Below are 15,240 nucleotides of genomic sequence, written 5' to 3' on the forward strand. Positions count from 1 at the left end.
GCCGGAATCACGACAGGTCCACCAGGGCGAGCCCGTCGCCCTGGGAATCGATCTCGTTCTCGGCCAACGCTTCCCGGGTCAGATCCAGCAGCGCCGCGGAGAAGCGGCGGGCCAGCGACTCGACATCGGTGGGACCCAACCGGCGGCTGTCGTACCACCAGTCCAGATGCAGGACGCCGCCCGAGCGATAGACCCGCAGCTCGATCGGATGCCCCAGACCGGACACCGAATCCCGCACCGGCATCGCGGTGTCGGAGTCGAAACGCACCGGCGCATCGTCGGGTTGTTCGCCTGGCACGTCGGGGATGGTGCCCATGTGCGACAGCAGGATGTCGGCCGGACGCGTGCTGCCCAGCACCCGGGCGGTCGGCGCGTAGTTGTACCGCAGCAGCCCGTAGCCGATGCCGTAGTGCGGCACCGCCTTCAGGGTCTCCCGGATGTCGTCGAGTAGCCCGAGGGCGCTGACGGACTCTTCGGAGGCGCTGCGCAGCAGCACCGGATGCACGGTGGTGAACCACCCGACGGTGCGCTGCAGGTCGACGTCGGGTTTGAGGACCAGGCGGCCCCGCCCCCCGAGGTCGACGGCCACCGAGCCCTCGCCGACGGAGGCGGCCGCGGCGCGGCTCAACGCCCCCAGCAGCATCTCCTCCACCGGCAGGCGCAGGCGACGACGGGCGTCGTCGACCTCCCCGGTCTCGGCGACGGTCAGCCCGGCCGACAGGCGGACCATGTCCTCCGAACGCGGTGGCTCCGACGCGGCGGCACCCACCAGGCTCACCGTCGCGCCGGTGGCGACCTGCACCCAGTGGTCGCGGCTCTCCAGCACCGCGGGGTGGGTGGCCAAGGTGGCGCACCGCTGCGACCATTCGCGCCACGACGTGTGCACCGGGGTCAGCGAGATCTCGGCACCCTCGAGCACTTGGTGGATCGCGGTGAAGATGTCGGTGACCAGGATGTCGCGCGAGGTCTCGTCGCCGGCGACGCCGTGCACGCTGATCGTCAGGTAGTTCGATCCGCCCGGGACGCCGTGCACGTAGGTCGCCGTCAACGGTGCGGTGAGCAGCTGATGCTCGGCCTGCTGCTCGGCCAGGATCGCCAGCACCGCCTCGCGTTCCTGCGGGCTGCCCGCGGCCACACCGTCGGGCAGCGAACGCGTTGCCAGCTCGGTGAACTCGCCGGGCTCGGCGATGCGCTGCTCCCAGCTGCCGGCGTGTTCGACGATGTGGGTGCGCAGCACGTCGTGATGATCGGCCACGGCACCGAGCACGGTGCGCACCGTGTCCACGGTGACGTCGGACCGCAGCGCCAGCACCACCGGCATGCGCCACCGGCCGGCGTCGCGCAGCCCGTGTTCGAGGAAGTGCGCGACGTTCGGCGGCACCGGCGGGTGGGCGTCTTCGGTCAGCGCGTGGCGGGCCAGACCGCCCTCGGCGTAGCGGGCGACCAGGGTGCGGGCCAGCGCTGCGACGGTCTGGTTCTCGTAGATGTCCTGCGGGGTCAGATCCAGGCCCTGCTTGGACGCGGTCATCGCCACGCTGATCGCGATCAGGGAGTCACCGCCGATCTCGAAGAAGTTCGCGGTGGGATCGATCGAGGGCAACCCGAGGCACTGCGACCAGATTCCCTGCAGCGCCGCCTCCATCTGCGACTTGCTGCTGGTGGCCGCCGCGACGGTGCCGCCGGCACCGTTCCCGTCGACGCTGCCGGCGGTGCGACCGGTCAGCCACGCCGCGCCGGCGTTGTGCTCGATCCAATGACGTTGCCGCTCGAACGGGTAACCGGGCAGCGAGATCAGCTGCCGGGACGTGCCCGTCAGCGGCGTCCAGTCGACGTCCACACCGGCCGCCCACAACTGGCCCAGCGCCAGCAGGAACGTGTCGCGGTCGCTGCGGTTCTGCGCCTGGTGCCGCATCAGCCGCACCGCGCGGTGATCGGCCGACCACTTCGGGTGCCGCACCGCGGACGAGGTCAGCGCCCCACCGGGGCCGACCTCGACGACCACGCGGTGCGGGTCGGAGAGCAGCAGGTCCAGTTCGTCGGCGAAGCGCACCGTCGCCCGGATCTGACGGGCCCAGGTGTTCGGGTCGGTCGCCTCCGAGGCGGACATCGGTGCGCCGGTGACGTTGGACAGCAACGTGATTCGCGGCGGATTCATGGGCAGACGGGACATGAACGCCGAGAACTCCGGGATCACCGGATCCATCAGGCGGGAGTGGAACGCGTGCGCGGTCCGCACCCGGCGGGCCACGATGCCCTTCTCGGCCAGCCGCGCCTGGAACGCGCGGATGGCTTCCTCGGAGCCGGCCACCACACAGTTGCCGGGATCGTTGATGGTGGCCACGTCGACGTCGTCGGACAGGTATTCGGCCACCGCTTCGGGGCTCAACGCGACCGCGACCATCACACCGCGCGCCGACGCGTGCATCAGCCGGGCCCGCATCGAGACCGCCTTGACGGCGGTCGGCAGGTCGAACACCCCGGCGAACGTCGCCGCGGCGTACTCGCCGATGCTGTGCCCGGCCAGTGCCGACGGGCGCACCCCGTAGGACTCGATCAGCTTGGCCAGCGCGTACTCCACGGTGAACAGTGCCGGCTGGGCGCGGTCGGTGCGCTCCAGGTCGCGACCGGCGCCGTCGAACACCTCCGCCCGCAGGTCGTAGCCCAACTCCTGACCGAACGCGGTGGCGCACGCGTCGAAGTGCTCGGCGAACACCGGCTCGGTGTCGTAGAGGCCGCGTGCCATCCCGATGTGCTGCGCACCCTGCCCCGGGAACAGGAAGACCACGCGGTCCTCGGCGGCCTCGGCCGCAGCGTCGGGGCCCGGTCCGCCGAACACGTTGTCGTGTTCGGCGTTGCCGAGCACCGCGACGGCGTCCTCGGCGTCGCCGACCACCGCGGCAAGACGGTGCGGCTCCTTCCGTCGCCGTTCCAGCGTGTACGCGGCGTCGGCCAGATCGACGTCACCGGAGGACAATTCGTCGGCCAGCGCGGCGCGCGCCTGCGACAGCGCCTCGGCGGTGCGCGCCGACAGCAGCAGCACCTGGGGCCCGTCCGGAGCCGGGGTCGGCGCCGGAGCGGACGCCGGCGCCTCCTCCAGCACGACGTGGGCGTTGGTGCCGCCCACCCCGAACGAGCTCACCCCGGCACGGCGGGTGCCGTCCCAGTCCCACGTCCCGTCCTCGGAGCGCACCAGGAAAGGACTGCGGTCCAGGTGCAGTTCGGGGTTCGGGCTGGTGTAGTGCAGCGTCGGCGGGATCGCGCGGTGCTTCAGGCACAGGATGGCCTTGATCAGACCGGCGATACCCGCGGCGGTCTCCAGATGTCCGATGTTGGACTTGACCGAGCCGATGTAGCACGGGCCGGAACGTTTCTGCTCGGCCAGGTCGAACGCCTGCCGCAGCCCCTCGATCTCGATCGGGTCGCCGAGCGGGGTGCCGGTGCCGTGGGTTTCGACGTACCCGATGGTCGAGGCGTCGACGCCGGCGACGGCGTGCGCCTCGGCGATCACCTCGGCCTGGCCGATCGCGGTGGGAGCGGCGTAGGTCATCTTCGTCGCGCCGTCGTTGTTCAGCGCCGACCCGCGGATCACCGCGTGGATGCGGTCACCGTCGTCGACGGCGTCGATCAGCGGCTTGAGCACCACGATTCCGACACCGCTGCCGAAGACCGTGCCGTCGCTGCGGACGTCGAACGGACGGCAGTGCCCGGTCGGGGTCACCATCGTGCCCGGCTCGTACCAGTACCCGACCCGGTGCGGGATGCGGATCGACGAACCACCGGCCAGCGCGATGTCGCACTCGCCGTTGAGGAGGCTCTGGCAGGCCAGGTGCACCGCCACCAGCGACGACGAGCACGCCGTGGCCACGGAGATGGCGGGACCGCGCAGGTTGAGCTGATGGGCGACGCGGGTGGCCAGGTGGTCCTTGTCGTTCTGCAGCGACAGGTTGACCATGTCGAAGCTGGCGCCCTGCCCGATCACCATCATCGGGTCGTACTGCGACATCAGGTTGTGCAGCAGATAGCCACTGGTCGAGCTGGTCCCGAACACCCCGACGGTCTGCTCGATCTCCCCGGGGTCGAGCCCGGCGTCCTCGAGTGCGTGCCAGGCCGACTGCAGGAACAGCCGGTGCTGCGGATCCAGGGTGCGCGCGGTCGACGGGGTGAACCCGAAGAAGTCGGCGTCGAATTCGTCGATCCCGGTCATCAACGCGGCCCGCCGCACATAGGACCGGTGGGCCAGTGTCTGCTCGGTGACACCGCTGTCGAGCAACTCGTCCTCGGAGAGGTCGACGATCGACTCCACCCCCTGACGCAGGTTGCGCCAGAACGCCGAGACGGACTCGGCGCCGGGGAATCGACCTGCAATGCCGACGACGGCGATGGCGTTGTCCGGCAGCGGGTTACTGCTGGTCACGTGCGTTGTCCTACCTTTCGCCGCGCTGCCGCGCGTTGACGTGCCGCCGCTCGTTGTGCCACGCGGTCACGCACAGTGTTGGGCCGGTCGGCCGAGTCGTCCTCGGCCAGACCGAGCTGGCGGATCAGGTCCACCGCAAGGTCAGCAAGCGTAGCGCCCTGCAGCAGCAGCGCGACCGGCGGCTCGACCCCGAAATCGCTGCGCACGGTGTTACGCATGCGCACCGCCATCAGGGAGTCCAACCCGAGCTGGGTGAGCGGCTGGTCGACCCCGATGGCGCTCTCGTCGGCGAAGCCCATGATCGCCGAGATCCGTCGCCGCAGCCGCGCCACCACGACGCGGTGGGCTTCGGCGCCGGTCATGTCGCGCAGTGCGTCTGTGCCCGCCCAGTCGTCGTCCTCGTCGAGTGCGCCCAGTTCGGCGACCAGGTTGGCGAAGAAGCCGATCTTGGCGATCTCGGGGAACGCCGCGGCCGCCCGGTCGAGACGCAGCCGGGCCACCCCGATGCGGGTGGGCGCCCCGGCGATCACACTCTGCAACGCCTCGAGCCCCTCGTCGGTCGACATCGGGTCCAGCACGCTGAAGGTCAGCGTCTTGGCCAGACCGACGTCGGCCCACTGGCCCCAGTTGATCGTGGTGGCAGGCCGCCCGGTGGCGCTGCGCCACGCGACGAAGGCGTCCAGCCACGCGTTGGCGCAGGCGTAGGACGCCTGCCCCGGGGAACCGAGCAGCGAGGCGACCGACGAGAACCCGACCCACCAGTCGAGGTCACGACCGTCGGTGGCCTGGTGCAGCCGCAGCGCGCCGGTGGCCTTCGGCGCCCAGATCCGGTCCAGGCTGTCCTTGGACATCGCCGAGACCAGCTCGTCGTCGAGTACCGCGGCGGAGTGGATCACCCCGCGCAGCGACCGTCCGCCCGCCTCGGCCACGCCGACCAGACGTTCGGCCGTGCCCGCCGCGGCGATGTCGCCGAGTTCCACGACGATCTCGCTGCGCTGCCGCCACCCCTCCAGAGTGGCCGCCACCTCGTCGGACGGCGCGCTGCGGCCGTTGAGCACGACCCGGCCCGCACCGTTGTCGACGAGCCACTGCGCGACCGTCAAACCGATGCCGCCCAGACCGCCGGTGACGATGTAGGCGCCGTCGGAGCGCACCACCACGTCGTTGCGCCGCGGCGGTACCGTCGCCCGCGACAACCGCTCGACGTGGCGTCGCCCGCCGCGGCGCGCCACGATGTCGTCGCCGCCCTCGGCGTCGAACTCCTCGACCAGCACCGCCGCCGCGTCGGCGTCGGCATCGAGGTCGACGAGCGTGGCCCGCAGATCGGGGCTCTCGTAGGCCAGCACCCGCACCAGGCCGCGCAGCGCACCCACCGCGGGGTCACCGGCTTCGCCGTCCCCGACGATCAGGCCGTTGCGGCTGAGCAGCCACAGCCGGGGCGGTTTGCCGTGCCAGCCGGTGCTGATCGCGCGCACCGCGGCCGACACCGACCACACGGCGTCCCGGGCCCGCGTCAGCGCCGCGGCGTCGTCGTCGCCGAACTCCCCGGTGTCGAGCAGGACCACCACCCCGGTCGGCGGGAGTGCCGGGTCGTCGCACACGGTGGCGAACGCCTCACCGACCGCGGACTCGTCGCCCAGCGGTGCGGTGATCACCCGGCGGGTGTCGGCGCCGAACCGTTCGGCGAACTCCCGGCCCCGGCTCTGGTCGTCACCGTCGGTCAGCACCAGCCAGCTGCCGGGCGCGAGGTCGCCCGCCCCGGCGGGCGCTTCCTGCCAGGTGGTGTCGAAAACCTTCTGCGACAACGGCAACGGCACGGTGCGGCGCTGCACCCGGCGCAGGTACACCCCGGTCACCTCGGCGGTGACCTTTCCGGCCGGGTCGGCCAGCGTGACACGGCCGATGGCGTCGCCGCCCTCGGCGACCATCTCGACCAACTCGGCGCGGCATCGGGCGCGCCGGCCCACGTCGCCGTAGACGCGGATCGACTCCATCGCCACCGGCAGGTACGTCACCTCCGCGGCCTCCGACAGCGACTCGGCGCCGATCGCGGCGGCCAGACCCTGCAGGGCGGCGTCGAGCATCACCGGATGCAGCTGGATGCCGCGGTGCGGCGTGGCCTCTTCGGGCAGCGCGATCTCGGTGTCGGCCCAACCGTCGGAGGACCGCGAGATGCGGGTCAGCGCCGCGAACGCCTGACCGTGATGCGCTCCGGTGCGGCGCAGCGCGGTGTAGAAGTCGGCCGGCGACACCGAGGCGGCCCCGGAGCCACCGGTGGCCAAGGTCGGCGCATCGGCGGGTGCGGCCTTCTCGACGCGCGCCACGGCGTGGCGCATCCAGTTGCCGTCCTCGGACCGGGAGTGGATCTCCACCCGCAGACCGTCGCTGTCGTCGAACAGCTGCGTGGTCAGCCGCGTGCGCGCGTCCAGCGGCAGCATCTGCTCGACCTCGAGGCGCTTGACCGCCAGGGCGGGCGCCGCGACCCCGAGGGCCTCACAACCCGCGGCCAGCGCGATCTCGGCGAACCCGGCACCCGGCATGACGGGCTGGCCGTGCACCTTGTGGTCGACCAACCAGGGATGCAGGTCGGTGCCCACGTCGGACTGCCACACGTGCGCACCGCCGGTGGGCAGCTCCACATGCATGCCCAGCAGCGGATGCGAGCCGCTGAACTCCAGCCCGGCGGCGGTGTTGGCGATCCAGAACTTGTGGTGCAGCCACGGTGTCGGCGGCAGGTCGATGACGTCGGCCGCCGGACCGTCGGGGGCGGTCGTGGGGGGCCGCAGCGACGCCAGCTGCGCGTGGAATGCCAGCGTCTCGTCGGAGTCGCGGGTCACGGTGCCCATCGCCTTGAAGTTCTTGGCCGGCGTCAGCGCGGCCAGCGACTCGGTGATCGCGTGGGTGAGCAGCGGGTGCGGGCTGACTTCGACGAAGTTGGCGTGCTCGGCGGCGGCCTCGGTGACGGCGTGGTTGAACCGGACCGGGTTGCGCAGGTTGGCCTGCCAGTACTCCGCACCGAACAGCGGCGCCGTACCGGTGTACCCGACGGTGCTCAGCAGCGGGATCTTCGGGGTGGCCGGCGACAGGTAGGCCAGCGCGGTGCCCAGCTCCGGCAGGATCGGGTCGATCGTGGGGTGGTGGGAGGCCACGTCCACCTCGACGCGACGGGCCAGCAGACCCTTCGCGTCGACGATCGCGATCAGCTCGTCGACGGCCTCGGGCGGGCCGGCGATCACCGACTGCTTCGGCGATGCGTACACGGCCACCGTGACCTCGGGCCGGTCGGCGATCAGGCGTTCGGTCGCGGTGGCGTCGAGCTCCAGGACGGCCATCGCACCCTGCCCGGACAGCCGCTTCATCAGCCGCGACCGGGTGGAGATCACGTCGAGCCCCTCGGCGGGGGTCAGGGCGCCGGCGACCACGGCCGCCGACACCTCACCCATCGAGTGCCCGATGACGGCGTCGGGCTCGACGCCGTGGGCACGCCACAGCGCCGTCAACGCCAACTGCATGCCGACGATGACGGGCTGGATGCGGTCGATACCGACCACCGGCTCCCCCGCCTCGAGCGTCTGGCGCAGCGAGAACCCGGCCTTGTCGGCGAAGATCGGCTCCAGTTCGTCGACGGCGGCCGCGAACGCGGGCTCCTCGGCGAGCAGCCGCCGGCCCATGCCCGCCCACTGGGACCCCTGGCCCGAGTACAGGAAGACCGTGCCCGTTCCGGGCGACGGGGTGTGCGCGGCGACCACACCGGTGGCGGGCTGACCTGCGGCCAGGGCGCGCAGTCCCGCCACGGCGCCGGCGTGGTCGCGGGCCGAGACGGTGGCGACGGTGGCGCCGCGGCTGCGCCGGTCGAGGGTGCGGGCCACCTCGGGCAGCCCGACGGCCCCGTCGTGGCGCTCCAACCAGTCGGCCAGCGTGCCCGCGGTGGTGGCCACGCGCTGCGGATTCTTGCCCGACACCACCAGCGTGGTCACCGACGGCGCGTCGGTCGGAGCGGCGGGCGTGGTCTCCGGACCTTGTTCGAGCACGATGTGGGCGTTGGTGCCGCCCATGCCGAACGAGCTCACCCCGGCCCGGCGCGGCCCGTTCTCGGCGGGCCACGGCGTGGTGTCGGTGGGGACGAACAACCGTGTCTTGGCCGGGTCGATCGACGGGTTCCACTGGGTGAAGTGCAGGTTCGGCGGGATCGCGCCTTGGCGCAGCGCCAGGACGGTCTTGATGAAGCCGGCCACGCCGGCGGCGGCCTCGAGGTGACCCATGTTGGTCTTCACCGCGCCCAGCGCGCAGGGCGTCTCACCTTTGCCGTAGACCGCGGCCAGCGCGTCGAACTCGATCGGGTCGCCGAGAGCTGTTCCGGTGCCGTGGGTTTCGACGAGGTTGACCGAGCCGGGCGTGACGTCGGCCGAACGCAGCGCGCGGGTGATGACGTCGCGCTGGGACGGCGCGTTGGGGGCGGTCAGCCCGTTGGAGCGGCCGTCCTGGTTGACCGCCGAGCCGCGCACCACCGCGAGCACACGGTCGCCGTCGCGGACGGCGTCGGTGAGCCGCTTGAGCACCACGATGCCCGCACCTTCACCGCGGACGAACCCGTCGGCGCGTGAGTCGAACGCGTGGCAGCGTCCCTTCGGCGACATCATTCCCCACTTGGCAAGGGCCAGTTGGGTTTCCGGGCGCAGGTTCAGGTTGACCCCGCCGGCCAGCGCCAGGTCGCTCTCGCGCATCCGCAGGCTCTGGCAGGCCAGGTGGATCGACACCAGCGACGACGAGCACGCCGTGTCCACCGCCACCGCCGGGCCGCGCAGCCCCAGCAGGTAGGCGATCCGGCCGACAGTCACGCTGTGCGCGTTGCCGGTGGCCGAGTACGGGTCGATGGTGTCCGGATTGCCGCCGGAGGCGTTCTGATACTCGTTGTAGTACACGCCCAGCATCACCGCGGTGCGGCTCTCCCCCAGCTGGTCCGGGGCCAGCCCGGCGTTCTCGAGTGCCTCCCAGGCGACTTCGAGGCTCAGGCGCTGCTGCGGGTCCATCGCCAGCGCTTCGCGCGGGGTGATGCCGAAGAAGTCGGCGTCGAAGCCGTCGATGTCGGACAGGTACGCGCCCCACTTGGTGGGCATCCGGCCCGGCGCCAGCGGATCCGGGTCGTAGAACGCCTCGGCGTCCCAGCGGTCCTTCGGTACCTCGATGACCGCATCGGTGCCCGCGGCCAACATGTTCCAGTAGTCCTCGGGTCCGCCGACACCACCGGGGAACCGGCAACCGATCCCGATCACCGCGACCGGCTCGGCGCCCGCGATGCGCGAGGCCTTCTCGAACTGCTCCGACAGCGCGCCACGCTGGTCGGCGTTCATGCCGGAGATACGGTCGAAAATCGTCTTCATCAAATACTGCTTTCGCTACCGCTCGAGGCTGATTCGACACTCTCGAACAGCGAGTCCAACACGCTGAACGAGTCGTCGACGATGTCCTCGGGCTCCTCTTCCGGCTCGTCGTCCGGGGTGATCAGCTCCGCGATGTGGGCGGCGAACGAGCCGATGGTCGGGTTGTCCCACAGCATCGTTGCCGAAAGATCAACGCGCACCAGCTGTTTGGCATCGCGAAGCAGGTTCATCGCCATCATCGAGTCCAGTCCCAGGTCCGGGAACGGCATGTCGAAGTCGACGGCGGTGTCGGGCATCCCGAGCTCGCGGGCCAGGATCGCCCGCAGCCGGGTCCGCAGCTGCTCGAGCCGCTCGGCGGCCGACATCGCCGACCAGTCGACGAATTCGGCTGCCGCGGTGGCGGTGTCGTCCATCGTCGGCACCGGCGTGGACTCGACCGCGGCGTAGGTCAGACCGCGAACGTCGAGACACGGTGTGCCGTCGGAGGTCCTGATCGTGACGTCGACGACCAGGTTGTCCGAGGCGCCGTCGCCGCCGGAGCCGGCGCGGCGCACCGCTTCGACCACGACCTCGGTACCGACAGTTTGCGCATCCGACCACAGCGTCTCCACCCCCGCGGGCAGCAGCAGGTGCGGATTGTCCTTGTCGGCCAGGCGGGCGACATGCACCGCGACGTCGACCAGCGCCGCCGACAAGGCGGTGGCGTCGGCCTGCGGCAGGGTCACCCGGGCGCGCAGCGCGTCACCTTCGGCGGCGCTGTCGCCGACCGTCCAGTCGAACGGCTGCCCCTCGATCCCCCAGCTGTGCTGGAGTTCGGAGATGATGCCCGCGTTGTAACCCTCGCCGTGCAGTTCGCCGACCGAGACCCCGGCCGGCGCCGGCGCCTCCTCGACCAGACGGGCACTGGCGTGCCGCGTCCACCGCTCGGCGGGAGTGTCGGCAGCGGCGCTGGTCGACACGATCAGCTCGTCACCGTCGCGCACCACGTGCACCACGCGGCGCTGGCCGGCCAGGATCGGGTACTCGAACCGCACGTCGGTGACCGCCGCGGCGCCGAGCTGCGCGGCCGCCGACGACATCGTCTGCAGCAGCACCGACACCGGCACCACGTCGACACCGCGCACGCGGTGCCCGTGTGGATAGGGCTGGGCTTCCGGCAGCAGCCGGGAACGCCAGACCTGCCCCTGCGCGGCCCCGGCGAGCTGGTCACCGAGCAGCGTGCCGTACACGGGATCGGCCACGTCACCGAGATCGCCGGTCTCCGAACCGGGTTCGGCGATCATGTCGTCGAGGGCGCGCACCGGGGCGCGCATCCGGTAGGCGTCGGCCAGGCGGCCCCAGTCGGCGCCCACCACCGCGCTGTGCAGCCCGGCGTCCGGGCTGAGCACCGTCGGCAGCATCTTGATCGCCACGTCGTTGGGCATCGGCTCCAGGCCCGCGGCGGCCAGCGCCGGGTGGATGTCCGCCCACGTCTTCCACAGACCCCAGTCCACGACGGTGGCTGCCAGCCCCAGCGATCGGCGGGCATAGCCCACCGCGTCCATGAACGTGTTGCCGGCGGTGTAGTGCGACACCGCGCGGGACCCGAGGACGCCGGTGATCGACGAGAACAGCACGAACCGCCGCACGGGCGTGGTCAGCGTCAACTTGTGCAGCAGCGCGGTGACGTCGAGCTTGGCGCGGAACATCGTGGCCAGGTCGTCGTCGGACATCTCGGTCAGCAGTGCCTCGCCGCCGGACAGGGCGGCCAGGTAGACGCCGTCCAGCGGCGGCAGATCCGCGCCGAACCGCGCGAACAACGCGGTCATCGCGGCCTCGTCGGCCGCGTCGGCGGCCACCTCGACCAGCGTGCTGCCGTGCGCGGCCACCTCGGCGGCCAGGTCGGTCAACGCGGACCCACGCCGCGACACCGCGACAACGGTGGCCGCGCCCATCTCGGCGAGCTGACGGATCAGGTACGGCCCGACGTTGCCGGTCGCCCCGATCACCAGATGGCTGGTGTTGGGCTCGAGGCGCGACAGTGTCGTCGGCGGCAGCGGCGCGCGACGCAGACGCGGCACGTGCCGGACACCGCCGGAGTAGACGGCCTGGTCGTCCCGGTCGGCAAGCCCCTCACCGGCGGCGGCCTCGGTGCGCAGATACCGCGCGACCAACTCGGCCGGAGCAGACTCGTCGACGTCGATGATCGCGCCCCAGAACTCGGGGTTCTCCACAGCCAGGGTGCGGACCTGACCCCACAGCACCGCGTGCACCGGGTTGGCCCGGTCGCCCTCGCGCAGCGGTTGGGCGTTGCGGGTCACCACGTACAACCGGGGCGCGTCGGCGCCGAGCGATGCCAGCGAACGGGCCAGCGCGCGAACGGATGTGAACACCGCGTAACCGTCGGCGACATCCAGTCGTGCCGAGCGCACCGGCGGGGCGAACACCACCCGGTCCGCGGCGGTCAGCGCTGCCCGCAGCGCCGACTCCTCGGCGCCGTCGGAGAGCACCGAGGAGTCCTGCGCAGTTCCGCCGAGGACGTCGGCGAGGTCACCACCGTCATCGGCGATCACCAGCCAGGAGCCGTCCGGCCCGGCCGGCACCGGGAGCTCCTTGGCCGGCCAGGCCAGCTTGTGGAACCACGGGTGTTGTTGCGCCGCAGGCGATCCTGCTGCCTGCGCGAGGTCGGCGCCGTTGCGGGCGCCGGTGTGCGGGGCGGCCGAGGCCGGGTCGGTGTCGGCCATCGGTGTGATCCAGTGCCGGGTGTGATGCCACGGCGTGGTGGGGATCGGCACCCACGCGTGCGGCGGATGCGGCACCTTCGGCGGCCGGACCGTATGGGTGGCATTGAGATTGGTGTGGAACGTCAACGAGTCGTTGGCGTCGCGGGTCAGCGTGCCCAGGCAGTGGTGATGCTGCTCAGCCAACGTCTCCTTGATCGCATGCGACAGCAGCGGGTGCGGGCTGACCTCGACGAAGATCGCGTGCTGCTCGCCCGCGGCGGCCACGGCCCGGCCGAACCGCACCGGGTTGCGCAGGTTGGCCACCCAGTGGTCGGCGTCGAAGACGTTGCTGCCGTCGGTCGGCCGGCCGTCGGTCGTCACGATCAGCGGGATGCTGGGCGTCTTGGGTGCCAGGCCGGCCAGCTCGGCGCGCAGGTCGTCGAGGATCGGGTCGATGATCGGGTGGTGTGACGCGACGTCGACGTCGACCCGGCGGGCCAGCTTGTCCTGCGCGTCGACCACCGCGATCACCGCGTCCACCTGCTCCGGCGGGCCGGCGATCACCGTCTGGCGGGGCGAGGCGTACACCGCCACCGTCAGGCCCGGATATCCGGCGATCAGTTCCTCGGCGGCGGCGGCGTCGAGTTCCAGCAGCGCCATCGCGCCCTGCCCGGACAGCCGCTTCATCAACCGCGAACGGGTGGCGATGACCTTCAGACCGTCGGCCGGGCTGAGCGCACCGGCGACCACCGCGGCGGTCACCTCACCCATCGAATGCCCGATCACCGCGTCCGGGGTCACCCCGTAGGACCGCCACAGCTCGGTCAGCGCCAACTGGACACCGACCAGCACCGGCTGGATCCGGTCGATCCCGACGACCGTCTCCCCTGAGCGCAGCACCTCCTGCAACGAGAAGCCGACCTGCGCGGTGAACACCGGGTCCAGTGCGGCGACCGCGTCGGCGAACGCCGGCTCGTCGGTCAACAGCCGCCGGCCCATCCCGGCCCACTGCGAGCCCTGACCCGAGTACAGGAACACGGTGCCGGTGCCGCAGACACCGTCGTGGGCGGCCACGACGCCGGGCGCCGGGTAACCGCCGGCCAGCGCGCGCAGCCCGGCGACCGCCTGCGCGGTGTCCGTCGCGGCCACCGTGGCGAACTTGGCGTGCTGGGCCCGGTGGTGATTGAGCGTGTGCGCGACCCCCGACAGCGGGTGGGCGGCACCGGGACCCTCGAGCCAGTCGGCCAGCTGCGCCGCCGTCGAGGCGATCCGTGCGGGCGTCTTGCCGGTCACCACCAGCGTCGTGACCGCCGGTTCCGGGGCCGCGGGGGTGGCCGCCGGCGCCGGCTCCGGCGCCTGCTCGACGACGACGTGGGCATTGGTGCCGCTGACACCGAACGACGACACCGCCGCGCGACGCGGGCGGTCGACGGCCGGCCAGTCCATCGGCTCGGCGGCGATCTTGAACCGCTTGGCGCCCTCGCAGGCCTGCGGGGTGAGCTTCTTGAAGTGCAGCTGCTTGGGGATGTGGCCGTGAGCCACACTGAGCACGGTCTTGATGAAGCCGGTGACGCCGGCCGCGGACTCGAGATGGCCGAGGTTGGTCTTGACCGACCCCAGCACCAGCGGGGCGGCGCCGTCGCGGTCGCCGTAGACCTCGTTGAGCGCGTCGAGCTCGATCGGGTCGCCCAGCGCGGTGCCCGTGCCGTGTGCCTCGATGTAGTCGATGTCGGCGGGCGAGAGCCGCGACGACTCCAGCGCGCGGCGCATCAGCGCCTGCTGCGCGGGACCGTTCGGGACGGTCTGGCCGCTGCTCGCGCCGTCCTGGTTGACCGCCGACCCGCGGACGACCGCCAGCACGCGGTCCCCGTCGCGCTGCGCATCGGACAGGCGCTTGAGGACCACCACGCCGCAACCCTCGCTGCGCACGTAGCCGTTGGCGTCGGCGTCGAACGTCTTGCAGGTGCCGTCCGGTGCCAGCATCCCCCACCGCGAGCACGCGATGTTGTTCTGCGGGGTCAGGATCAGGTTCACCCCGGCGGCCAGCGCGTAGTCGCTCTCGCCGCGGCGCAGGCTCTGACACGCCAGATGGATCGACACCAGCGACGACGAGCACGCGGTATCGCTGACCACCGCGGGTCCGCGGACACCCAGGAAGTACGACAGCCGGCCGGCCGCGAAGTTCGGCGCACTGCCGAACGGGATGTAGGGGTCGATCTCCTCGGGCCGCAGCTTGCCGATGAACGAGGCGTAGTAGTCGCTCGTGGTCAGACCGACGAAGACGCCGGTCGAGGTGCCCCGCAGGCTGCGCGCGTTGATCCCGGCGTGCTCGAGGGCCTCCCACGCCACCTCGAGCAGCAACCGCTGCTGCGGGTCCATCCCGGCGGCCTCGCGGTGGCTGATCGCGAAGAACTCGGCGTCGAACTCGTCGGGCTTCCACGAGGTCAGGAACCCGCCCTCACGGTTACAGATGGTGCCCGGGACGCTGTGGTCCGGCGAGTAGTACTCGTCGGCGTCCCAGCGGTCCTCCGGGACCCGGACGACGCCGTTGCCCCCCTCGGTCAGCAACGTCCAGAACTCGTCGGCGTTGTCGACACCACCGGGCAACCGGCAACCGATGCCCACCACGGCGATGGGTTCGGTCTCCACCTTCTCGGCGGTCTCCAGCCGTGCCGAGAGGTCGTCGATCTTGCGCAGTGCCTCAGTGATGATCGCCCGGCGATCCGGCGATGCAGCTGTCATC

General features: G+C 71.7%; 3 protein-coding genes. All 3 read right to left on the reverse strand.

What is annotated here, in order from left to right; genetic code table 11:
* Positions 1-7: 7 nt before the first annotated feature.
* The 3 genes from ACAG25_RS13325 to ACAG25_RS13335 are packed head-to-tail and all read right to left on the reverse strand — an operon-like array spanning position 8 to position 15,239.
* The gene (locus ACAG25_RS13325) at positions 8-4,414 is read right to left on the reverse strand and encodes a type I polyketide synthase (protein ID WP_370488925.1); all 4,407 of its coding nucleotides are present in this window, start codon (positions 4,412-4,414) and stop codon (positions 8-10) included.
* Positions 4,411-9,795 carry a type I polyketide synthase gene (locus tag ACAG25_RS13330; protein ID WP_370488926.1) on the reverse strand — a complete coding sequence of 1,795 codons (5,385 nt, stop codon included), beginning with the start codon at positions 9,793-9,795 and terminating at the stop codon, positions 4,411-4,413. Before ACAG25_RS13330 ends, ACAG25_RS13325 begins: the two co-directional genes overlap by 4 nt.
* Entirely contained in the window at positions 9,795-15,239 is a 5,445-nt protein-coding gene (locus tag ACAG25_RS13335; protein WP_370488927.1) for an SDR family NAD(P)-dependent oxidoreductase, read from the reverse strand. The genes ACAG25_RS13330 and ACAG25_RS13335 overlap by 1 nt, the downstream gene beginning before the upstream one ends.
* Position 15,240: the final 1 nt, after the last annotated feature.

It is taken from the genome of Mycobacterium sp. pV006, assembly GCF_041287115.1.
Classification (GTDB): Bacteria; Actinomycetota; Actinomycetes; order Mycobacteriales; family Mycobacteriaceae; genus Mycobacterium.